The sequence below is a fragment of the Niveispirillum sp. SYP-B3756 genome (assembly GCF_009495745.1).
GTDB lineage: Bacteria > Pseudomonadota > Alphaproteobacteria > Azospirillales > Azospirillaceae > Niveispirillum.
On record NZ_WIDQ01000003.1, the window covers coordinates 398,615 to 422,108 of the forward strand.

The 23,494-nt window shown below is 61.5% G+C and carries 17 protein-coding genes; 4 read left to right on the forward strand and 13 right to left on the reverse strand.

All coding sequences use genetic code 11. The annotated features are described in order from the left end of the window. Positions 1–12: 12 nt before the first annotated feature. From GE253_RS08885 to GE253_RS08910, 6 genes are all read right to left on the reverse strand, one after another. Positions 13–1,230, reverse strand: coding sequence for a TIGR03862 family flavoprotein (locus GE253_RS08885; RefSeq protein WP_153203766.1), 1,218 nt, complete (start codon positions 1,228–1,230; stop codon positions 13–15). A gap of 91 nt (positions 1,231–1,321) precedes the next feature. Continuing rightward, positions 1,322–1,684 (reverse strand): methyl-accepting chemotaxis protein, encoded by a 363-nt coding sequence (locus tag GE253_RS26495; RefSeq protein WP_089286580.1) that lies wholly within the window; start codon positions 1,682–1,684, stop codon positions 1,322–1,324. Between the two features lie 160 nt (positions 1,685–1,844). Further along, on the reverse strand, positions 1,845–3,422 hold the full coding sequence (gene serA / locus GE253_RS08895) for a phosphoglycerate dehydrogenase (protein WP_153203767.1): 1,578 nt from the start codon (positions 3,420–3,422) through the stop codon (positions 1,845–1,847). A 32-nt stretch (positions 3,423–3,454) separates the two neighbouring features. Then, positions 3,455–3,808 (reverse strand): DMT family protein, encoded by a 354-nt coding sequence (locus GE253_RS08900; RefSeq protein WP_153203768.1) that lies wholly within the window; start codon positions 3,806–3,808, stop codon positions 3,455–3,457. 94 nt (positions 3,809–3,902) lie between these two features. Beyond that, positions 3,903–5,060 (reverse strand): phosphoserine transaminase, encoded by a 1,158-nt coding sequence (locus tag GE253_RS08905; RefSeq protein WP_153203769.1) that lies wholly within the window; start codon positions 5,058–5,060, stop codon positions 3,903–3,905. 152 nt (positions 5,061–5,212) lie between these two features. Further along, a complete protein-coding gene (locus GE253_RS08910; protein ID WP_153203770.1) occupies positions 5,213–6,568 on the reverse strand; it encodes a pentapeptide repeat-containing protein in 1,356 nt (451 codons plus the stop codon). 594 nt (positions 6,569–7,162) lie between these two features. On the opposite strand from GE253_RS08910, the gene GE253_RS08915 reads away from it, so the two are divergent. Together GE253_RS08915 and GE253_RS08920 are read left to right on the forward strand one after the other, a co-directional pair. Further along, positions 7,163–7,957 (forward strand): MotA/TolQ/ExbB proton channel family protein, encoded by a 795-nt coding sequence (locus tag GE253_RS08915; RefSeq protein ID WP_153203771.1) that lies wholly within the window; start codon positions 7,163–7,165, stop codon positions 7,955–7,957. After that, positions 7,947–8,816: an OmpA family protein gene (locus GE253_RS08920; RefSeq protein ID WP_173012566.1), complete on the forward strand. Its 870-nt coding sequence runs from the start codon at positions 7,947–7,949 to the stop codon at positions 8,814–8,816. The genes GE253_RS08915 and GE253_RS08920 overlap by 11 nt, the downstream gene beginning before the upstream one ends. A gap of 42 nt (positions 8,817–8,858) precedes the next feature. On the opposite strand, the gene GE253_RS08925 is transcribed toward GE253_RS08920, so the two are convergent. The 7 genes from GE253_RS08925 to GE253_RS08955 all read right to left on the reverse strand — a co-directional run bounded on the left by GE253_RS08925 (position 8,859) and on the right by GE253_RS08955 (position 18,084). Further along, positions 8,859–10,088, reverse strand: coding sequence for a hypothetical protein (locus GE253_RS08925; protein ID WP_153203773.1), 1,230 nt, complete (start codon positions 10,086–10,088; stop codon positions 8,859–8,861). Between the two features lie 8 nt (positions 10,089–10,096). After that, complete coding sequence (locus GE253_RS08930; RefSeq protein WP_153203774.1) at positions 10,097–10,564, reverse strand: hypothetical protein; 468 nt, start codon at positions 10,562–10,564, stop codon at positions 10,097–10,099. Positions 10,565–10,786: 222 nt separating this feature from the next. Further along, a complete protein-coding gene (gene nagE / locus GE253_RS08935) occupies positions 10,787–12,496 on the reverse strand; it encodes an N-acetylglucosamine-specific PTS transporter subunit IIBC (protein ID WP_153203775.1) in 1,710 nt (569 codons plus the stop codon). Then, positions 12,493–15,054, reverse strand: coding sequence for a phosphoenolpyruvate--protein phosphotransferase (gene ptsP, locus GE253_RS08940; protein WP_211101400.1), 2,562 nt, complete (start codon positions 15,052–15,054; stop codon positions 12,493–12,495). The genes nagE and ptsP overlap by 4 nt, the downstream gene beginning before the upstream one ends. Before the next feature lie 32 nt (positions 15,055–15,086). Then, positions 15,087–16,220: an N-acetylglucosamine-6-phosphate deacetylase gene (gene nagA, locus GE253_RS08945; protein ID WP_153203776.1), complete on the reverse strand. Its 1,134-nt coding sequence runs from the start codon at positions 16,218–16,220 to the stop codon at positions 15,087–15,089. Next, positions 16,217–17,272 (reverse strand): SIS domain-containing protein, encoded by a 1,056-nt coding sequence (locus GE253_RS08950; RefSeq protein WP_348770801.1) that lies wholly within the window; start codon positions 17,270–17,272, stop codon positions 16,217–16,219. Before GE253_RS08950 ends, nagA begins: the two co-directional genes overlap by 4 nt. A gap of 71 nt (positions 17,273–17,343) precedes the next feature. Continuing rightward, positions 17,344–18,084, reverse strand: coding sequence for a copper homeostasis protein CutC (locus GE253_RS08955; protein ID WP_153203777.1), 741 nt, complete (start codon positions 18,082–18,084; stop codon positions 17,344–17,346). Between the two features lie 232 nt (positions 18,085–18,316). Between GE253_RS08955 and GE253_RS08960 the strand changes: the two genes are divergently transcribed. Both GE253_RS08960 and GE253_RS08965 read left to right on the forward strand, forming a co-directional pair. Further along, entirely contained in the window at positions 18,317–19,984 is a 1,668-nt protein-coding gene (locus GE253_RS08960; RefSeq protein ID WP_173012567.1) for a peptide-N4-asparagine amidase, read from the forward strand. A gap of 474 nt (positions 19,985–20,458) precedes the next feature. Then, on the forward strand, positions 20,459–23,494 hold the full coding sequence (locus GE253_RS08965; protein ID WP_211101401.1) for a TonB-dependent receptor: 3,036 nt from the start codon (positions 20,459–20,461) through the stop codon (positions 23,492–23,494).

Below are 23,494 nucleotides of genomic sequence, written 5' to 3' on the forward strand. Positions count from 1 at the left end.
AGGGCGGCGGGGTCAGTGACCCGCCGCATACCTCAGGGCTGTTTTGCCGGCGGCAATGCCGCTGGCAAAACAGCCCTGCAGCAGGTAGCCGCCGGTCGGTGCCTCCCAATCCAGCATTTCGCCACAGGCGAAGATACCGGGCATGTCCTTCAGCATCAGCCCGTCATCCAGAGCCGTCAGCCGGATGCCGCCAGCGGTGGAGATGGCGCGTTCCAGCCCCTGCATCCCGGAAAGTTTGATGGGAAGAGACTTCAACAGACTGGCCACGCACATGCTGCGCGTCAGGTCGGCGTCGCCCGCCCCTTCCCGCAACAGCGCACCGACGGGCGGGTTCAGCGACAGCGCCTTGCGTAACCGGTTCGCCACACTGTCGGCCGGGGGCACCCGCGCCAGCCGATTCTGCACCTGCGACACGGTGAGATCGGGTTTCAGGTCCAGCAGAATCTCCGCCTCCCCATCCCGCTCAATGGCATCGCGCAGCGGGGCGGACAGGGCATAGAGCGGCCCGCCTTCCAGCCCATGGGCCGTAATCACCAGTTCCCCCGGCACGGTGCGATCCCGGAAGGTGACGGTGATCCGTTTCAGGGGCATCCCCTCCGCCCGCTCCCGCAGGCCGGCGCTCCAGCGCACATCGAATCCGCTGTTGGAGGGGCGGAACGGCGCCAGCGGCACGGCACGACCGCGCAGCAATTCCGCCCAGCCCCCGTCAGAACCCAGGCGTGGCCAGCTGGCACCGCCCAAGGCCAGAATCACCGCTGCGGCCCCGTCGGTGGTTACCTCCCCCGCCGGGCCCGCCAGACGCAACGCCCCCGCTGCCGTCCAGCCGACCCAGCGATGCCGGGGATGCAGTTCCACGCCAAGCCCGGCCAACCGCCGCAGCCAGGCCCGTAACAGGATGCTGGCCTTCATTTCCTTCGGAAACACCCGGCCGGAAGAACCGACGAAGGTTTCCACCCCCAACCCATGGCACCAGTCGCGCAGGTCAGCCGGCGTGAATGACCGAATCAGCCGGTCAAACAGCGGCCGCGCCGCGCCATAACGGCCGATGAACCGGTCCAGCGGTTCGCTATGGGTCAGGTTCAATCCGCCCCGACCCGCCATCAGGAATTTGCGCGCCGGCGACGGCATGGCGTCATAAATGCGTACCTTGCCACCGGCAGCGGCAATGGTCTCGGCGGCGATCAGGCCGGCAGGGCCGGCACCGATGATGATGAAGGGCTTTGCGAACATGGACCAAACCGGAATACGGACTCTGCGGGGTGCTGAAATAGCGAAGGGGCGGCACCGTCACCGGTGCCGCCCCTTGCGAAAATGTAAGTGATCAAGCGTGAGTGATCGCGCGCTCAACCAGCTGACCCAGATGCTGGGTGCGCTTGGTCAGGCTCTGCAGCACGGCGGAGATTTCGGCCGTTGCGGCGGCGGTCTGACCGGACAGGTTCTTCACTTCGCCGGCCACAACCGCGAAACCCTTGCCGGCTTCACCCGCGCGGGCGGCTTCGATGGTGGCGTTCAGGGCCAGCAGGTTGGTCTGCTTGGCGATGGCGTCGATCTGCTGGGCCACAGTGCCCACCTTCTCGATCTCGGTGCGCAGACCTTCCAGTTCGCGGCTGATTTCCTGGAGGGCGGAGGAAACCTCGCTCTTGCCAGCGCCGGAGAAATTGCTCGATTCGCTGCCGTACTTCATCTGCAAAGGCCTTGCGTCTTAGGGGTTGACCTGTAGCGACCCGGACAAACCGGGCGTTCCACCTTCATAGCACAAAGCCGGCGAACACATCGTGACGATTTTCCGGCTGGGGCACCCCTTTTGGATAGTTTCCATCGGGGTGCCCCGTCCTTGAGCTGGATCAGAAATCCAGCGACTTTACGCGTACCACGCTCGGCAGACCCTGGATCTTGCCCAGCAGCTCTTCCGACACCGCCTGATCGACCGAGACCAGACAGATGGCGTTGGCACCGGGGGCAGTACGGCCCAGATGGAAGGTGGCGATATTCACACCGGCATCACCCAGCGTGCTGCCCAGCTTGCCGATGAAGCCCGGCTTATCCTCGTTGCGGATGAACAGCATATGGTCGGTGACTTCCGCCTCGACCGGTACTTCCTCGATTTCCACCAGACGGGGCTTGTCGCCACCGAACAGGGTACCGGCAACAGAGCGGGTGCGCTGTTCGGTCTGCACAATCACGCGCACCAGCGTCTGATAATCGCCAGCAACCTCGCGCTTGGTCTCGCTCACCTTGATGTCACGCTCCTTGGCGATGACGGGGGCGTTGACCATGTTAACCGATTCCATCAGCGGACCCAGCAGGCCCTTCAACACGATGGCGGTCAGCGGACGGGTGTTCAGCTCTGCCACCTGACCTTCATATTCGATGGTCACGGCCTTGATGCCGGTCTCGGTGATCTGGCCGGCAAAGCCGCCCAACTGCTCGGCCAACTTCATATAGGGGCGCAGCTTCGGCGCGTCTTCCGCCGACACGGACGGCATGTTCAGCGCATTGACCACAGCACCGCTGACCAGATAATCGGCCAGCTGTTCGGCCACCTGCAGGGCGACATTTTCCTGCGCTTCGGTGGTCGACGCCCCCAGATGCGGGGTGGCAATCACCTTTTCATTGCCGAACAGCGGGTGGGCCTTGGCCGGCTCTTCCGCGAACACGTCCAGGGCGGCACCGGCGACGTGACCGGCCTCGATGGCCGCCTGCAGCGCCTCTTCCACGATCAGGCCGCCACGGGCGCAATTGATGATGCGCACACCCTTCTTGGTCTTGGCGAGCGCCTTGGCGTCCAGGATGTTCTTGGTCGCTTCGGTCAGCGGCGTGTGCAGGGTGATGAAGTCAGCGCGCTTCAGCAGATCTTCCAGTTCCACCTTTTCCACGCCGATTTCGGTGGCGCGTTCCGGCGACAGGAACGGGTCGAAGGCGATGACCTTCATCTTCAGGCCGACGGCGCGGTCAGCGACGATGCCGCCAATATTGCCGCAGCCGATGACGCCCAGCACCTTGCCGAACAGCTCCACGCCCATGAAGCGGTTCTTTTCCCACTTGCCGGCGTGGGTCGAGGCATTGGCGGCCGGGATTTCACGGGCCAGCGCAAACATCATGGCGATGGCATGTTCGGCGGTGGTGATGGAATTACCGAACGGGGTGTTCATCACCACCACGCCACGGGCGGTGGCGGCGGGGATGTCCACATTGTCGACACCGATACCGGCGCGGCCAACGACCTTCAGGTTGGTGGCGGCGGCCAGGATATCCTTGGTCACCTTGGTGGCCGAGCGGATGGCCAAACCATCATATTCGCCGATGATGGCCTTCAGCTCATCCGGCTTCAGGCCGACCTTCACATCGACCTCAACGCCGCGCTCCTTGAAAATCTCAACGGCGCGGGGGCTCAGGCTGTCGGAAATAAGAACCTTGGGCATGGGTGGCTCCGATATCTCGGGTGAGGAGCGGGTCAGCTCCAATCATGAACGGAAAAGAAGACGGCGACGGCGATCAGCAGAAACGCGATCCAATCGTTCCAGCGCAGGGATTCGCCAAGCCAGAAAGCAGAGAAGATGGCGAACACGGTCAGCGTGATCGCCTCCTGAATCATCTTCAGTTGCGGGGCTGTATAGACCACGTGACCCAGCCGGTTGGCCGGCACCTGAAAGCAATATTCAAAGAAGGCAATGCCCCAACTGGCCAGAATGGCCGTGATAAGCGGTGCCGACTTGAACTTCAGATGCCCGTACCAGGCAAAGGTCATGAAGATGTTGGAAGCGACCAGCAGCAGGACCGGCCAAAGATAAGTGGTGAGTGTGGGCATGGATCATCGCCGGGAAACGGGTTTCCGGCCTGTCGATGCCCCTCCCCCATCGGCCGGAACCAGACAGGGGAGGTCACCTTAACCAGTTACAAAATCAGCCGGCCTTGACGGTGGCATAGGCCCAGTCCAGCCAGGGCAGCAGCGCCACGATATCGGCATTTTCAACCGTTGCACCGCCCCAGATGCGAATACCGGGAGGCGCATCGCGGTAGGAACCGGCATCCAGCGCCACGCCTTCCTTCTCCAAGAGAGAGGTCAGCTTCTTGGCGATGTCGGCCTGCGCTTCCGCCGGCTGTTCCGTCGCCCAGGGGTCGACGATCTTCAGGCAGATGGAGGTGCAGGAACGGCTATCCGCCGTCTCCGCCAGGAAATCCACCCAGTCGGTCGCGGCAACCCAGTCGGCCACAGCCTTCAGGTTGGCTTCCGACCGGCCGATCAGCCCTTCCAGGCCGCCGACGGACTTGGCCCAGTTCAGGCCGTCCAACGCGTCTTCCACGGCGATCATGGAGGGGGTGTTGATGGTCTCCCCCTTGAAGATGCCTTCCGACAGCTTGCCATTGCTGGCCATGCGGAAAACCTTCGGCATCGGCCAGGCCGGCGTGTGGTTCAGCAACCGTTCCACCGCACGGGGAGAGAGCGCCAGCATCCCGTGGGCGGCTTCACCGCCCAGCACCTTCTGCCAGGACCAGGTGACGACATCCAGCTTGTCCCACGGCAGATCCATGGCGAACGCAGCGGAGGTGGCGTCGCAGATGGTCAGGCCCTGGCGATCCGCCGGGATCCAGTCGCCATTGGCGACGCGGACGCCCGAGGTGGTGCCGTTCCAGGTGAAGACCACGTCACGGGAGAAATCCACCGTGGCAAGGTCGGGCAGCTTGCCATAGCCAGCGGTCAGGGAACGGACATCCGGCAGCTTCAGCTGCTTGACGACGTCGGTGACCCAATCCTTGCCGAAGGATTCCCAGGCCAGCATATCGACGCCACGGGCACCCAGCAGCGACCACAGCGCCATTTCAACGGCGCCCGTGTCAGAGGCGGGAACAATGCCCAGCCGGTAATCGGCGGGGATGTTCAGAATTTCTTTGGAAAGGGTAATCACCTGCTCCAGCTTAGCCTTGCCGGGCTTGGAGCGGTGCGAGCGGCCCACCAGGGCGCCCTTCAGGGCTTCGATCGACCAGCCGGGGCGCTTGGCGCAGGGACCGGACGAGAATTGCGGATTGGCGGGGCGATTGCCCGGCTTCGGCGCAGCCATTATGGCTATTCCTTCCAGAATAGTAGCATCCCGTTGGGGGGATGTGACCCGCCGCCGAAGCTATGGGAGGGCGCCCGTTCCGTCAATCGCAAACTGCTCCCCGCTGATCAGATTTCTGCGTTGCAGATGGCGCAGGGGAAAGATTGTTACAATTACACCAATGCCGGGCTGGGCAGCATCAGGCCGCGGGCGCCGCGCATATCGGCATCTGTCCAGTCGGCATCACGCAGATCGGCCTGGGTCATCACGGCATCGGTCAGGATGGTGCCGCGCAGAATGGCATTTTGCAGATTGGCCTGTGTCAGGTCGCAATCATCCAGCCGGGCCCTGGACAGGTCGATCCCGGCCAGCAGCCCACGGGCGAGCCGTGCCTTGCTGAAATTGGTTGGCCAGCTCTGGCCATTGCGCAGTTCCATGGGGCCGGCGATCACATTGCTGAGGTCGGTTTCATAGAGAATGGCGCGTTCCAGGCAGGCGCCGCGCAGATCGGCCCGGGGCATCCGGGCCTGCCGCATATCCGCCATGGACAGATCGGCCATGGCCAGCACGGTGCCGGACAGGTTGGCCCCCCGCAGCGAGGTCTGCTTCAGGATCGCAGCAGAAAGATTAAGGTTGGAGAGATCCTGACCGGAAAGGTCCAAGGCCGACAGGTTGGCCCGCTCCCCCTTATGGCCATTGGTGACAATCCATTCCCGGTGCAGGCGCAACGCCTCCCCGATAACGCCGCTGATATTGTCCAGTCGGCGCAGCAGATCGGCCCCCGACAGGTTAGCGGTGGACAAATCCACCTCATCCAGCAGGGCACCCAGCAGGCTGGCCTGCGACAGGTTGGCATTGCGCAGCAGGGCACGGGTGAGGATGCAGCCATCCAGGCGGGTGCCGGACAGGTTGGCATCCGACAGGTCAGCCCCTTCCAGATTGCAGCCGGTCAGGTCCGATCCGCTGAGATCGGCCCGCACGAAGACGGCACCACGCAGATCGGTATCCCGCAAATCGGCCTGGATAACGAAGGCGTTGGAGAGTTTGGCCCGGCTGAGATTGGCCCGCACCATGCTGGCTTCCGACAGTTCGGTCGTATTGTGCTCTGTCGTCATCGGCGCCAGATCGCCATTCTTGGCCCGCATCAGATAGCCATCGCGCAGGTCCGCCTCGTTCAGTACGGCGCGGGCCATGCAGGCCCCCCGCATGGCGGCACCCCGCAGATCGGCGCGGGTCAAATTGGCCGAGGGCAGATTGGCGCGGCGCAGATCGGCCCCGAACAGACAGGCACCATGCAGATCGGCCCCCGACAGGTCAGCCCCGTTCATTTTGGCGCCGGTCAGGTCGGCATCGGCCAGATTGGCGTTGCGCAGCACGGCGAAGGACAGATCATGGAACTTCAGGTTGGCCCGCATCCCACCGCGTTGCCCCTGCAGGAATCGGCGATGGGCAGCCAGAACCTTTTCCAGTTCGGGAGCCGCAATCTTCGTATAGCCAATATCCAGCCCGTCTAGGGTCGCCGGTTTCATCGGAACGCATCAACCTTTCATGCAACGCCGCCATCGACGCTATCGGCCATATGTTAATATTTTACTCATGCCATCCGCTTGATCAGAGTCAATCAGTAACAGATTTGGCGGTACCCAGTATGAAAACATGAATTATATAAAATTGCAGATTCAATATGATGTGCTCAGTAAAAATATTCGTGCGCAGTACCAAGTATTCTGCTGGGAGCGTGGATTTCTCAGGGTGAGTATCACACGATAGAATTCGCAAGGTGGCGTCTTGCCACAGCAAAACATGGTCGTTCATGAAGAAATTTGGAAAAGGCGATCAGATTGATCTCGCTCATGTCCCAACCCCCTTCCGCACAATATAAAAGTGGTTTCCAGCTCTTCAGCAGAAAAGGCGGCGGTCGCCGCCGTATCAGGTTGCGATGAATTTTATGTATCACAACTTGGTACAAGCCTTTTCTCAGGCGACATGAGACGGCGATGAAAGACGAGTAAGCAGCTTTTTCGATCGGAGCCTATGCGCTTGCGTTGAAATGACGGTAGAAGAAATGGCCTCAAGCATCTCTTCGCCTCAGCCTCACAAAAACAGCATCCGGACCGCCCTTCATGCCCCGTTCCAGTTCCTCCGGCCTTGTCTTCACCAGCCTGATCGGCATCGCCGCCACCATCGGCCTGCTCGCCTTTGTCGTCTATGCCGGGGGCGATGCGCGCTTCTTCTTCAATCTGGAAGGGTTGGTGATTGTCGGGGGCGGCGTCATCTGCGTGGCGCTGCTGGCCTTCCGGGGGGATGAGATCACGGCGGCCCTGTCCGCCATCGCCGCCATGTTCAAGGGTCCGCCCAGCCTGGAACGGGAAATGGCGGAGCTGCTGGAGGTCTCCAAACAGCTCTTCAGCCGGCAGATCCAGACCGCCGATGAACGGGTGCGCCGGGTGGGCAGCCCCTTTCTGCGGTTGGGGTTGCAGATGGTGGTGGATAATGCCTCGCTGGATGACATCATGCATGTGATGAACTGGCGCATCCAGAAACAGGTGGAGGCCGATCAGAAGCAATCACGCTTCTTCCGCGTGCTGGCCTCCTTCGCGCCGGCCTTCGGGCTGCTGGGCACGCTGGCCGGCATGGTGGGGATGTTGAAGCAATTGGGATCGGGCGATATCGGCCTGATCGGTTCTTCCATGGCGGTGGCCATGCTGGCCACGCTTTACGGGCTGATCCTGGCCAATCTGCTGTTCAAGCCCATCGCCATCAAGCTGGAACAGCGCACCACCGAACGGGTGGCGCAGTTAAACATTCTGCTGGAAGGCGTGGTGCTGGCCCATCTCAACCGCTCCCCCATGGTGATTGAGGAGACATTGCGCACCTATCTGCTGGATGCCGGCGACGAGGTGCGCGGTGGCCGCTGATCGTGACCTGACACCGGAGACCGAGCGCGCCCGCGTCGCCGCCCGCCGCCAGCCCCACCGCCCCCATGAAAAATCGCTGGAACCGATGGAGGAAAGCGAGGAATGGGTCATCAGCTATATGGATATGGTCACGGTGCTGATGACTGTGTTCCTGGGCATGGTGGCGATTCTGGGCATGGATGGCCGCCTGTCCAACCCCAGCGATGAGGAGCGGGAGGCGACCAAGCAGGTGGACAAGGCCCTGGCCAGCCATCCCCTGCCCTCCCCCTTCCCCAATCTGCATCGGGAAGATGATGCCGATTACGAGGCACCACCCCCCGCCCGCCCGCCCGGCCAGGGCGGCCCGGCGGATCGCAGCGGCAGTGCGTCGGTCGCCGGCAGCAATGCCGCCGCAGCGCTGTCACCCGGCGCACAGGCATGGTTGCGCAAGCTGGAAGCGGCGGGTCTGCCGCCGGATGTGGACATCACCCTGAAGGACCGCAAGATCGCCATCGTGGTGCGCGACCGTATCCTGTTCCCCTCCGGCTCTGCCACCTTGCAGCCGGCGGCGGTGGATTTGCTGCGCACGCTGGCCCCCTCCCTGGCCGCCTTGCCGGGCAGTGTGACGGTGGAGGGGCATAGCGACGATGTGGCCATCAGCACGGCCCGCTTCCCCTCCAACTGGGAACTCTCCGCCGCCCGCGCCGCCGCCGTGGTGCGCGTGCTGGCCGCCCTGGGCCTGCCCCCGGAACGGCTGGGCGCCCTGGGCCTGGCCGACAGCCGCCCGCTCACCACCGACCCCACCCGCCGGTCAGAAAACCGGCGGGTGGAAATTGTCGTCGATACGGATGCGGTGACGGCGAAGGGGGTGGCGCGGTGAGGGATGCACTGGTGACAGTGCCTTATGGGCGAGCCTTCCTGATTATATTGAGGAGTGTGCCAATTCCATTCTTTCAACTGAAGACAGGCGAACATTCACCTGTTTGCCAACCATAGAACGCAGGTCTTGGTCCTGAACAATAGAAGAGCCATTTACGGAAGGATCACCGACCCGCCAATTTGCGCTGGCAGTGGCAATGTACCGATCAGCAAAGGCCTTTTGCCCATCGGTATCTAAACCTACCGATGCGGCAGCCTGCATGTAAGCGCGATGCGTGAAAGTTCGTATTGTATCCCCCGGTCGCACCGTAAGCGACACAACCTCCACTACATTCAATGCAGTTCGATCTGGCACATCAAAGCCGACAGTATTCAATCTCAAGGGATTCAGAAGCCGACCTTGCTGGATATTTTGCAAGACTGGTCGATAATCGTCTGGAAAAAAAACCTTATCGACAACCATGGCCCCGGCGATAGCTCCAACCAAGCCCACTGCAATGATCAACCATCCAGCAGGCGTCACTCCCAAAAGAATACCGGCTCCCAGCGTTAACGCACCAGCCGCAAGTTCGGCTCCGATTATTCCGCCAGCAATTCCGGCTCCACGCCGGACAGCGACATCCATGCGTCTTTCGGCAGGTGCTTGCCAGATATCGTATGCGGCTAACCCTAAACCCGCCACAAGAAGCACACCACCACCGCGGCGAAGGAATTTTTCACCCGTTTTTGCAGCTTCGTTTACAGCTGGATTTGACCTAGTAGATGAGTAAACTATATTTCTATTTATTTTTAAATCATTGACGTTATTATTATTCATTTTTTCTTTTGTATATTTATAAATATTATTATATGTACGGCCACCCAAACCATACTTCATCCAATCTCGTGCTTCGAAGCCAATACCAACAACGGGGGTTGGAATACGCCATATGCGTGCCGTTCTTGTGCGTTCACGGACGGCCCACTCTGCCAATCCACGAAGTTCATAGTCGGTCGGATTTGAGCCTAGCGCCTTAAGCTTTGCGCTGATCAGAAGTTCCTTTTGAATCAATTCTCTTTTATAGAAGTCGCGAATTTTAACGGAAAATTTACTATGAATTATTGCCGAAATATTTCCACTTCCGACAGAAGAAAGAAATTGAGTAACATCATCTCGCTCATATCCTGGAAGATAAATTGGCGGATGTTCAATATCCTCACTCTCGTCGCCGACCGGAAATAGATTAAAATCAAGTATTTTTGACAAATCTTCGTCATTGTTCGGAAATGGCATTTTTTTCCTCATTCGCTTGATGCGGGAAATTCATCAATTGAAGAAACATCCTCAACACACCCCCTTTTTTTCAAAAACAGCAGGTCTTTTACAGTAATAATCTTAAATCCATCTTTTTTTGAATGAAAACGCAAAATACATGGCATTGAACTCAAATGAACAACATACTTTTTTTCTATTTTATCCAAGTTAGATCTTAACTTACTGTATCTAAAAACACACCCTACATTAGTACTATTTTCAGAAATAAGAATAAAATTTTCATGATAAGGCAAAATCCACCAAACATCATGAAAAAAATACAACTCTTCACCAATATTAATATATCCAAGAAACGGGAATTCAGAAATTTTTAAATTAAAAACACCGTTATTGGCGACTGTAATAACAATAGATTCTTCATCATCAAACGATGAAACATAAGTGACACCCTCTTTTTTGGCACGTATCTTTTTTAACAACCAATCGAATATCAAAATCACCTCCTATTATTTTTTAAATATACTAAAATATATCTTGCACAAAATAAAGCCTGCTAAAAGTATGTTTCTCCTCCCCGTTGGATTACCGCTTTCTATCCACCTTCACCCCACCTTGACAAAAAAAGAGGGGGTGGCGCACCACCCCCACAAATTCCGTTGCATAGTGTTGCGTACGGTTAACGGCGGCACCCGACCGGGTGCCGCCATCCCTTACCCTCAAACCGCCTTCACTAACGCCGACACCGACCCCGGTGCCAGCAGCAGATGCAGCAGCCCGTCGGCCGGCGCTGCCATTTCCCGCACGCCCAGGCGGGTCAGGCTGGCCCGGTCGGCCTTGGCTGTATCGGCCAGTTCCAGCCGCAGGCGGCTGCCATGCTGGCTGACACGGCGGATATTGCCGGCCCCGCCCAGGGCCGCCAGCGCTGCATCGGTCAGGGTGATCCCCGCCGCCGCACTGGCCGTCACCGTTTCAGCCTTGCGCACCGGCTGGCTGCCGCCGCCCTGGGCCATGGCGTCGCGGATTTCCACCGCCACCTGATCGGCAATCGGCCCCAGCACCACCTGCAAGGCATTGGCCGAGGGGCGGATCACACCCCGTGCGCCCAGCCCCTTCAACGATGCCTCATCCACCAGCCCCTGATCGGCCACGATCAGGCGCAGGCGGGTGGTGCAGGCGCCCACGCTGGTCAGGTTGGCGGCCCCGCCCAGGGCGCAGACAAATGCCTCCCCCCGACCACCGGGCAGGCTGGCCGTGACGGTGGCGGGGCTGGCCGCCCCCTCTTCTTCCCGCCCCGGCGTCTTCAGGTCGAAGCGGCGGATGACGAAGGAGAAGACGCTGTAATAAATGGCAAAATAGGCCAGCCCCACCGGCAGCAGCATCAGCGGCTTGGTGGCCTTGCCGTAATTCAGCACATAGTCGAACAGACCGGCGGAGAAGCCGAAACCCAGCTTCACACCCAGCATGTCCATAAGCACCATCGCCCCACCGGTCAGGATGGCATGAACCGCATAAAGGGCGGGGGCCAGAAACATGAAGCTGAATTCAATCGGCTCCGTCACCCCGGTCAGGGCCGAGGTCAGGGCCAGACTGAACAGCATCCCGCCCACGGCTTTGCGCCGTTCCGGCTTGGCGGCGCGATACATGGCCAAGCACGCCGCCGGCAGGCCAAACATCATCACCGGGAAGAAACCGGCCATGAAGCCGCCGGCGGTGGGATCGCCCGCGAAGAAGCGACGCAGATCGCCGGCGGTGCCGTTATAATCGCCCTGCACGAACCAGAAGACATTATTCAGGATATGGTGCAGGCCGGTGACCAGCAGCAGGCGGTTCAGCAGGCCAAAGATGAACAGGCCAAAACCGCCCGCCTCTGCGACGCCATGCGACAGCCCATCAACCCCCGCACTGATATGCGGGAAGCCCAGGCCGACAATGACGGCCAGCACCAGCCCCGCCGCCCCGGCCACGATGGGCACAAAGCGCCGCCCGCCGAAAAAGGCCAGATAATCCGGCAGGCTGATGGTGGAGAAGCGGTTATAGAACAGGCCGCCAACAAGGCCGGAAATGATGCCGACCGGCACATCCAGCCGGGCCACCGCCTTGGCCTTCCAGGCGGCAATGGCCAGATCGCCCGTCACCTCCGGCGGGATCGCCAGCAGGGATTTCCCGGCCTCTGTCGCCACCAGAAAGCAGACAATGCCGGAAAGGCTGGCCGCGCCATTGCCATCACGGGCATAGCCGGTGGCGACACCAATGGCAAACAGCAGACCCAGATGGGAGAAAAGCGCATCGCCCGCCGCACTGAGGAAGGCGATATCCAGCAGATCGGGCTGGCCCAGGCGCAGCATCAGCCCCGCCACCGGCAGCACCGCGATGGGCAGCATCAGCGCGCGGCCAAGGGGCTGAAGTTTTTCCAGGATCGACTTCATGCGCTGAACCCCCGCGCGAGTGTACGGACATCCGCCGCCGTGGCGCACTCCAGCGCCGCCGCAGCATGGGCACGGGCCTGTTCCAGCGTCAGCGCGGAGACCAGTGCCTTGATTTCAGGAACAATGGCCGGCGTGGCCGACAATTCCGCCACGCCCAACCCCACCAGAATAGGCACGGCCAGCGGGTCGGATGCCAGGCTGCCGCACACGCCCGTCCATTTGCCATGGCGGGCCGCGCCCTGGCAGGTCTGCGCAATCAGGCGCAGCACCGAGGGATGCAGACCGTCGATGGAACCGGCCACGGCGGCATTGCCGCGATCCATGGCGAGTGCGTACTGCGTCAGGTCATTGGTGCCAATGGACAGGAAATCGGCCTCCGCCGCCAGCAGATCGGCTGTCACCGCCGCCGCCGGGGTTTCCACCATCACGCCCAGCTCCACCTTGTCGGTGATACCCATCTCCGTCCGCACGCGGTCCAGCACGGCGCGCACGCGCCGCAGCTCATCCACCCCGGCGATCATCGGCACCATGATGCGGCACTGGCCCACCGGCTGCACCGACAGGATGGCGCGGATCTGATCCTCCAGCATGGTCGGATAGGCGAAACCAACGCGGATGCCGCGCAGGCCCAGGGCCGGGTTCTCCTCCGCCGGGATCGGCAGATAGGGGGCCGGCTTGTCGCCACCAATATCCAGCAGCCGAACGATCAACGGGCGGCCTTCCAGTGCGGTGGCGATGGATTGGTAATCGGCGGTCTGTTCGGCCACCGTCGGCGCCGTCGCCCGTTCCAGAAACAGGAACTCGGTTCGCAGCAACCCGCTGCCCTCGGCCCCATTGGCGACGGCCTGTTTGGCATCCGCTTCTGATCCCAGATTGGCAAATACCTCAATGCGCACACCATCGGCGGTGTGGCAGGGCTTGCCCGCCGCCGCCTTGGCCGCCGCCCGCCGGGCGTTGAACACGGCCAGCCTGTCGCGCGCCGCCGCCAGCGTGGCGGTATCGGGGGCGACATGCAGGGTGCAGCCGGTGGCATCCAGAATCAGGTCGGTGCCATCCGCCACCTGATGCAGCGCCGGGCCGATGGCAACCAGCGCCGGCAGCCCCATGCTGGCGGCCAGAATGGCAACGTGGGAGGTGGGGCCACCCCGTTCCACCACGAAGCCGACAACATTTTCCTTATCCAGCGCCATCAATTGCGAGGGCAACAGGTCTTCGGCCACCAGCACCGTACCGGGCGGGAAAGACAGCGGCTCATCCGCCACGCCTTCCAGCACGGCCAGCACCCGGCGTTCCAGATCCAGCATGTCATCGGCGCGTTCTGCCAGATGGGCATCGCCCGTGGCACGCAACGCCGCCGCCTGCGGCCGCACGGCGGCGCGCCAGGCATGGCCGGCGCTGGCACCATCACCGATGGACAGGCTGGCCGCTTCCAGCAAGCCATCATCATCCAGCATGGCGCGGTGCGCCTGGATGATGGATTTCTGCGGGCCGCTAGCGTGCGCTGCCTCAGCCTCCAGCCGGCGGCCCAGCTCGGCGCGGGCTGCTTCCAGCCGCGCCTGCTCCACCGCCGCCCCCTGACCGGTGGGGGCAACCTGGATTTCCGGCAGCCGGAAGGCGCGCGCCTGCCCCACGGCCAAACCTGGGGACGCCGTGACACCTGCCAGCTTGCCATCCGCCGGCAATTCCGCCGTGCCCTGCGCCACCGGGGCCGCGACCGGGGCGACGGGCTGGGCCTTGGGTGCCGATGCCGGATCGGCCTTTTCCCCCATGCCGCTGTCGATCAGCGCCCCTAGGGTTGCCAATGCCTCGGCGGCATCGGCCCCTTGTGCGCTGATCGTCACCTCATCACCCAGGCGGATGCCCAAGGTCAGCAGCCCCACCGGGCTGCGGGCATTCATGGCCTTGCCGGCCTTGGCGATGGTGACGCTGGCGCTGAACCCGCTCAACGCTTCCTTGATGCGGGCGGCGGGCCTGGCATGAATGCCATGGGCCAGCGGCACCAGAAGGCGGCGTTCCAGCGTGGCGCCCGTGGCCGCCTCGGCCGGGGTGCCCGCCTCTGCCGCCTTGGCGGTCAGGGTGAAGATATAGTCACCGGCCTTCACCGGGCCATTGTCGCGGGTGCGGGCCAGGGTGAAACGGTCGGTTTCCAGCAGCAGAACCGGCGTTACCACCGCCGGGGCCGCCTGCACAATGGCGTCCAGATCGAAACGGATCAGCACATCGCCGCGCTTCACCCGGTCGCCCTGGCGGACGCAGGGGGTGAAGCCGCGACCGGCCAGGGCCACCGTATCGATGCCGATATGCATCAGGATTTCCGCCCCATCCGCAATGCGGATGGTGACGGCGTGGCCGCTGGCATTCAGCGCGCTGACCTCCCCATCGCAGGGGGAAACCAGGCAATCGCCCGTCGGGTCGATGGCGACGCCGTCCCCCAGCATCCGGCTGGCGAAAACGGCGTCGGGCACTTCATCCAGAACGGTCAGCCAGCCCGTCAGGGGCGCGCCGATGGCGATGGACGCCCCGGCGATACCGTCGATCTTGTTGGTCGGTGGTGTCATGCTCAGGGCCAAGTCTCTATTTGAAGTTGGCGTCAGGCGATGCGGGTACCGGCGATCCAGGTTCCCGCGGGCTGAAGATCATGCGTCAACTGCACCCAATCAGCCACCAGCCCGTGGGCCAGCGCGCCCCGTTCCGCCGACAGACCCAGGAAGCCAGCCGGCCCGGCAGAAGCCATGACAGAGGCATCGGCATGGGACAGGCGCAGACGATTAACCGTATTGCGGAAGGCGGCGGCCATATCGATGGCGGAACCGGCCAGTGTGCCGTCCTCACCCACACAACGGCCATCGCGCACCAGAATGCGGCGGCCATGCAGGTCGAATTCCGTCACATCCACGCCAACGCAGGACATGGCATCCGTCACCAGCATGAAATGATCCAGCGCATGGGAGCGGATGGCGACGCGCAGCGCCGCATCATGCACATGGAACCCGTCGACGATGATCCCGCAATAGATGCTTTGATCATCCAGGGCGGCACCCACCACGCCGGGGGCGCGGTGTTGCAACGGCGACATGGCGTTGAACAGGTGGGTCACAGCGGACATGCCCGCCTGGAAACCAGCCACCGCCGTATCATAGTCCGCATCGCTATGGCCGATGGACATGATCACGCCCAGCTTGTGCAGGTGGGCAATATCCTCCACCGTCGCCATTTCCGGCGCCAGGGTCAGCATCACCTTGCCACGGCGGGGCTTCTCGAACAGGGCCAACATCTCCGGGTCCAGCCGGCGGAACTTGGTCTGGTCGTGAATCCCCTTGCGGGCGACATTGATGATCGGCCCTTCGATATGCACGCCCAGACAGCCGGGCACCCCGGCTTCGATCGCCGCATCTGCCGCATCCAGCGCGCGGGCGATCACGGACGGCACATCGCTGATCAATGTCGGCAGGAAACCGGTGGTACCGAAACGCGTATGGGCGCGCCCGATGGCAGCGATCCCCTCCATCGTCGGTTCATCATTGAACAGCACACCGCCGCCGCCATTGACCTGCGTATCGATGAAGCCGGGAACGATCCAGCCGCCTTGCAGATCTATGGCACCTTCGGTCGTGGTCAGCGGACGGATGGCGGCGATACGGCCGCCCTCCACCGCGATCTCGGCCCCATCCAATATACCGGCCGGCGTCACCACCCGGCCATTGACGAAGCGAAACCCGGTCATCGTGTTTCAGTCACCTTGCTAAGAAAGAGCGGGCGATCCGGATCATGGCCGCGTGCCACCGACAAGGCATTGGCCATATGATAGAAGCTCTGGATCATCAAAATCGGTTCAATGACCGGATGGGTCTGCAGGGCCGGCAGGGTGCTGGCACCATCGGCCTTGGCATCGGCCAGACAGACGCGGGCGCCACGCTCAGCAAAGACCGCTGACGTATCCCGCACACCATCACCGGCCGTGTCCGACCCGGCAAAGGCCAGCACGGGGAAACCATCGCGCACGATCGCCATCGGGCCGTGCTTCACCTCGGCGGCGCTGAAGGCCTCCGCGTGCAAACCACAGGTTTCCTTGAACTTCAGCGCTGCCTCCTGCGCGATCCCGAACGTATAGCCGCGACCGATGGTGAACAGGTTCCGGGCATCACGCAATGCCTCAACCGCAGCAGACCAATCCAGACCATTGGCCTTGGCCAGCAGATCGGGCAGGCCCTGCACAGCGGCGCGCAGCGCGTCATCATCCGCCCATTCGGCCACCAGGGCGGCAAGGCCGGCCAGGGAGACGATATAGGACTTGGTGGCAGCAACCGACTTTTCCGGGCCGGCCTTCAAGGCGATATAGGTATCAGCCATGGCCGCCAGCGGAGAGGTTTCGTCATTGACGAAGGCCACCAGGCGGGCACCCGACTTCTTGTAGGCCTCTGCCGTGGCCAGCAGGTCTGGGCTGCGCCCGCTTTGCGAAATGGCAATGCAGAGCGCCCCGTTAGCAACAACCGGGGCCGAAAAGACCGAGACCACCGAGGGGGCGGCAGAGGCCACCGGCACACCCAACAGGGTTTCAATTAGATATTTGCCATAGGTCGCGGCATGGTCGGACGAACCACGCGCACAGGTCGCCACCAGCGACGGCGGCGTCGCCCGCAGCGCAGCACCCAATTCACGCAGCGTGTCGATATTGGCATCCAGCAGACGGCGCACGGCAGCCGCCCCTTCGGCGGCCTCGCTCCCCATCAGGGTCGCCGCAGCACCCGTGGCCTTATGATTTTCGTCAGCGATCACCTTCGCCCCCACCTGTTCCGTAACCAATCCCTCAAGGATAAGTCACATATTGGTATTGTACAAGGTTCTATTCAGGATCTATCTGCCATCACCAACGCCCGCAGGGCGGCCACCTTGTCTGCCTGGGTGCGCAGACGCGGGCCCGCCTGGAAACCGAAACGCTTTTCCTGCTCACCCGGTGCCCCCAGCGGGGCGCGGCAGGAGGCATGAATCTCCCGCACCCCGGTCGCCAGGATGGTGGAGACATTGCCGGCATCGATCCCGCCGCCGGGCAAAATGATAATGCGGCCCGCCGCCTGGCTGACGAGCGCGGCCAGTGTGGCAGCCCCATCCACGGCGCGCGGTTGACCGCCCGACGTCAGGATGCGGTCAAAGCCCAGCGCAATTGCCACCTCCAGCGCTGCCCCGTGATCGGGGCAGAGATCGAAGGCGCGGTGCAGGGTCAACAGCAGCGGACGCCCCCGTTTCTCCCCTTCCGCCCGGGCATGGGCCACCCATTGCGCCAGCAAATTGGTATCAAGATGGTTATGCTGATCATTGGCCCCGATGACCACGCCGGCCAGTCCGGCCTGGGCAGCATCGCTGATATCTTCCGCCACCAGCGCCGCCTCACGCGCATCATAGCGGAAATCGCCTTCGCGCGGCCGGGCCAGCAGCAGGGCAGGCACCGGGCAGGCTGCCGCCGCGCGGATCAGGGCTGGCGACGGGGTCAGCCCGCCCAGCGACAAGCCGGCGCACAATTCCATACGATCGGCACCACCGGCTGCGGCGGCATCAATGCCGGCCACTTCCTCTACGCATACTTCAAGCATGAGGCCCCTGACTGATCTGATTTTCCCCGGCGCAGCACCCTGTGATTCAGCGGCCCACGCAATCCCGTTACATAAAACAACACAAAACCAAAATAATTCCAATACAGGCCTTATAGGCTTCCTTCTTGACGGGGAGCTCGCGTGGGCTATCGTGATGTTAGCGCAACCGGGCACCCTGCCCGCCTCCCTCCTTGCGCGGCCATTTCCAGACACCTGTCAGGGATATTTCCCCATGAGAAGCCTATTCTGGTCCGCCGTCCTGCTGGGCGCCGGTCTGGCCGTGCCCGCCTATGCGGCGGATTATGCGGCGCCCCCCGTTCCGCCCGTGGGAACCAACACGGTGGCCGAGGTGGAGTTGCGCGTTCCGCGCCCCGCCAACCAGCCCTGCATCGTCCCCCTGTTCGATACCCGCGAATTTGTCGGCGAAGATCCAGCCCGATTCGATTATGCGCCGCCGCAAAAATGCAAGGGCCCCTGGGCCAAGGTGGTGATCGAGGCGGATTACGCGGTTTCCGCCGGCCGCCAATATGATCGCACCGCCATCATCAATGTCGGCGGCGTCAATCTCTATTTCGGCACTACGATGGAGCCGCGCAAGGACATCGCCCCGGAATGGCATGTCGAGCGTGACGTGACGGCGTATCAGGCTTACCTGCGCGACAAGCGCAAGGGGGCGGCCTGGCTGGTCAATTATGTCGATGACACCTATACTGGCCATATCACCGGCCGGGCACGGATGTTGTTCTATCCCGCCGCCAAGGATGCGCCGGCCGCCGAAACGGCGCCCTTCGTCACCCCCATCTCCGATGCACCAGTACGGCTGGACAGTGACACACCGCGCCTGACCACGCAGGTGCGCTTCCCCGCCAACCTGGAACGGCTTCACCTGGATTTGCTGGCCGAACCACAAGGGGCGGATGAGTTCTGGTATGCCTGTGTGGATGACCGGCTGGCCGGCGATGGCAAGGAAAATTGCGGTGGCGGCGCCTGGCGGGAAGCGGAATTGTGGATCGACGGCCAGCGCGCCGGCACCGCCCCGCTTTTTCCGTGGATTTATACCGGCGGCATCAACCCCTATCTGTGGTTCCCGGCCCCCGGCATCCAGACCCTGAATTTCGTGCCGACACGGCTGGATCTGACGCCCTTTATCGGCTTGCTGACCGATGACAAGCCGCATGAAATCGCGGTGACCATCCAGGGTCTGCGCCGTTACTTCCTTGTCACCGGCACCCTGATGGGCTGGCAGGATAAGGGGGCAAAGCGTGTTACCGGTGCCGTGATCAGCAACACCCTGACCGACCCGGAGGTAACCGCCGATTTCAGCCGGGCCAAGCCGACGGAGCAGGGCGAGTTGAACGGCAACAGCCTGACCACCCAGGCCCGCGCCTATGAAATTGCCGGATTTGTGGAAACATCCAGGGGCCGCATCGAAACCAGGGTCCGCAGCAGCACCCGTTTCTTTAACCGGCAGGATTATGTTTCTGGTGAGAAGGCCAATCTCTGGCGGGTCGATCAATCCACCTTGATCGACAATCTGGTCCAGACCATCGACAAGGATGGTTTACGGATGGAACGCTTCCAGGCCCGCTACCCCTTGACCATCGACATGCAGGTCTCCGGTGACGACAATAATCGAACCCAACAGCTAAAACTGGAACAGGGCCTGTGGTCGGAGCGGGTAATCACCGATGCGTCAGGGGCGCGCTGGTGGCAGATTATGGATTATCAGGTGAAGCCGGAACTGACAGCTGTAACCGATCCACAAACGCGCCGTTCCCGTCAGGTGACCGGAACGAATCGTGTGCAACTGGATGTCAAAGACAGTGACGGCGGATGCTATCACCGCACGATCAATGTGACGAACAATGCCGTCGCAGCGGTGACGGACGGTTGCCACTGAGCAGCGGCCGCCCCCCGCGACACTGCCCGCCGCTGCCTCCCTTCGGGGGCCGCGGCGGGCGTCACCGCCAAGAACGCGCAACATTCGAACAGCCATACGTGTTCACGGTAACATAAACCCTATTTTGGTATTGAATTGATATTGCCTGCATGGCAACCTCCCTGCAGCACATTGCAGTTTGGTTACTTTGCTCTTGGGGGAAACAAGAGGCAGATCGGCAGCGGACGCTGAAACGGAAACCGTGGAGGGACGGGTTCCGTGATGTGTGCTTTTGTCAGTCCGCCATAGAAAAGTGACCGGGCGGCAAGTGCTCCAAAAAGGGGACAATCACTAAGGAAACATACGAATGCGGCCATGCTGCCGCATCTGAACAGCAATCAACAATATCGGGCAGCCTCGCGTCCGGGTAGCGAAGTGGGAAGCTAGACGCAGGCTTTCAGTCGTTGAAAAACGACTTATAAATGGGGGATTTAAATGATGAAGGGACGTAACCGTCTTCTTTTGCTGTCGACGTGCGCCTTGAGCTTGTTAGCGGTAACCGCTTCGGCACAGCAGGCGTCGGACAAGAAGGGTTCCGACACGGAACTCTCGCTGACAGAAATTGTCGTCACCGGCACGCGCATCGCGCGGCCGAACGCAACGGCCGCCGCACCGATCCAGTCGGTGACAGCAGCGGAGATTCAGGCGCAGGCCGCCGTCAATATCGAAGAAGTGCTGAACCGGTTGCCGCAGATTGCACCGGATAATCAGGCAAGCTATCAGGATTCCGATGGTCGCCAGCGCATCAAGCTGCGCAATCTCGGCTTTGAACGCACCCTGGTTCTGGTAGATGGCAAGCGCCTGGGCACCATGAATGGCCAGGACGCCGGCATGATCCCCACCGCCCTGCTGGAGCGGGTGGATGTGCTGACCGGTGGTGCTTCCTCGGTCTATGGTTCCGACGCCGTTGCCGGCGTCGTCAATTTCGTGATGAAGAAGAAGTTTGAGGGCGTTCAGGTCAACGCCAACCATAATTTCTACTATCACAAGAACAAGCCGACCCTGGTGTCGGACCTTGCCAATCAATATGGTTTCACGCCGGCCACCGGCACCAACAAGGATGGTGGCCGCGCCGATATCTCCGTCGCCGCCGGCACGGGGCTGTTTGAAGACCGGCTGCATATTGCAGGCTTCGTCGATTATCGTGAAGCCAGCCTGGTGAAGTACAGCAGCCGCGAAACCTCCGCCTGCCAGATCACGGAATCGAGCAAGGATGGCCCGCTGGGCTGTACCACCTCCACCTATTCGCCGGCAGGTTATATTTCGCCGCGCGGTGGCAGCAATAATGGGTCGGTTTTCCTGAACAACCCAAATGGCAGCCGCACCTTCGTGCCCAGTAGCACAGCACCCGGCTTTGCCACCAATCCCTATGATGGCTATCCGTTCCAGCGTGAGAATAAGCGGTGGAATGCTGGTGGCTTCGCCACGTTTGACCTGACCGACAGCGCCGAGATTTATGTCGACGCGATGATGTTCCATGATCGCACGTCGAACCCCTATCCGGCGCGGGTCTATAGCTACACGGCTTACGGCAGTACGCCTTATCAGGTGAACTGCGACAACCCGTTCATGTCGGCCACACAGGCACAGTCGGTGTGCGGTACCTCTGCCGGTGCCGCCGCTTTCATACCGCTGGAAGTGCGCTACCGTTTCAACGAGTTGCCCCATGTTGAAGACGTCTATGTCAACAAGGGTCATCGCATCACCGGTGGTGTGCGCGGCAAGTTCGCCGACGTCTGGAGCTATGATGTCGGCGGCGTCTATGCCCGCAACCGGCAGGATTCAACCAACGGCAATAACCCCGATTTCGACAAGGTTAACCGTTCGCTCAATGTGGTCAATGTCAATGGCACGCCAACCTGCGTGTCCAAGATCAATGGCAGCGATCCCGACTGCGTGCCTTTCGATGCGTTCCGCGCCAACAACAACGATGCGGCCCTGTTCGATTACCTGCTGACTCGTCCCAGCGGTACGAAGAGCGGTATCGGCACCCTGGGCAATGTGCTCGCCAACGTTCAGGGCGACCTGGGCGCCTATGGCGTCACCTCCCCTTGGGCAAACGAAGGTGTTGCCGTAGCTTTTGGCGCCGAGTTTCGACATGACCAATTGAAGGAGTTTGCCGACGCGATCTACCGCAAGGAAAATGGCGGTACGGACCGGACGCTGAACCAGCATGTCTGGGAAGGCAATCTGGAAGTGCAGGCACCGCTGGTGCAGGAAAAGCCGGGTGTTGAGCTGTTGCAGCTGAACGGTGGTTACCGTCTGTCCAAGTATAACAGCAACCCGGAATCCTTCTCCACCTGGAAGGGCGAAAGCCTCTATGCCCCGGTGGAGGACATCACCTTCCGCGCCTCCATCAACAAGGCACAGCGCGCGCCAACCGTGGTGGAAATCGCCCAGGCCGAGAATTTCGACTACCGGAAGCAGGGCGGGCTGGAGAACGATTTCTGCGCCAGCACGCCGCGTCAGGTTCAAGATCCCAACGATCCGACCAAGATGATCACGGTCTATGACGGGCCCAAGGCATCTCAGGCTGTCTGCGCCGCCACCGGGCTGGCTCCCAGCCTCTACGGCAGCCGTGACCTGTCCTGCCCGGACAATGCCTGCACCGTTCGCCTGGGCGGCTTCACGGTTGATCCGGAAACCGCCTATACCAAGACCATCGGTGTGGTGCTGAAGCCGCGCTTCGCCAAGGGTCTGGTGGTGTCGGTTGATCGGTTCATGATCGATCTGAATGACAGCATCGGCTTTAACTTTGATGATTATTTCTGGAAGGGCTGCCTGCAGACCGGTCAGGAATTCTTCTGCTCCAAGTTCGTGCGCAATGCCAACGGCACGCTCTATAGTGCTGCCAGCACCAACCCTACCACCGGCTTCATCCGTGGTGGTACCACCAACTATTACAAGAGTAAGTCGCACGGCTGGGATATTCAGGCCCAGTATCGTCTGGACCTGGAAGACCTGAACCTGCAGGAAGCCGGCTTCATCGACTGGAGCTTCGCCGGTTCGTTGACCACCCTGGCTGGTGGCCAGGATTCGCCGATCCTGCCGAAGTATAATTGCGCCGGCTATTACGGCGGTCCGTGCGGCCAGTTGATCCCGAAATGGACGCATGGTCTGCGCGGTACCTATAATTCGGAAGATGGCAACTTCACCGCTTCGCTGAACTGGCGCTATGTCGGCGTGATGAACAATGTCAGCAATTCCGGCAAGCCGGAACTGGGCTGGACGCAGGCGGGTGAACGTTCCACCTTCTACCGCATTCCGGCCTATAATTACTTCGATCTGGCCTTCTCCTATCGCGTGCAGGAGAATTACACGTTCCGGCTGGCGGCGAACAACCTGTTCGACAAGCGCCCGCCGATCCTGCCGAACTCCTACAGCTATGGCCTGTCCCGCAACAACACCCTGTCGGGTCGCTATGACTCGCTGGGCCGTCAGATTGCCATGGGCCTGACCATCAACTTCTGA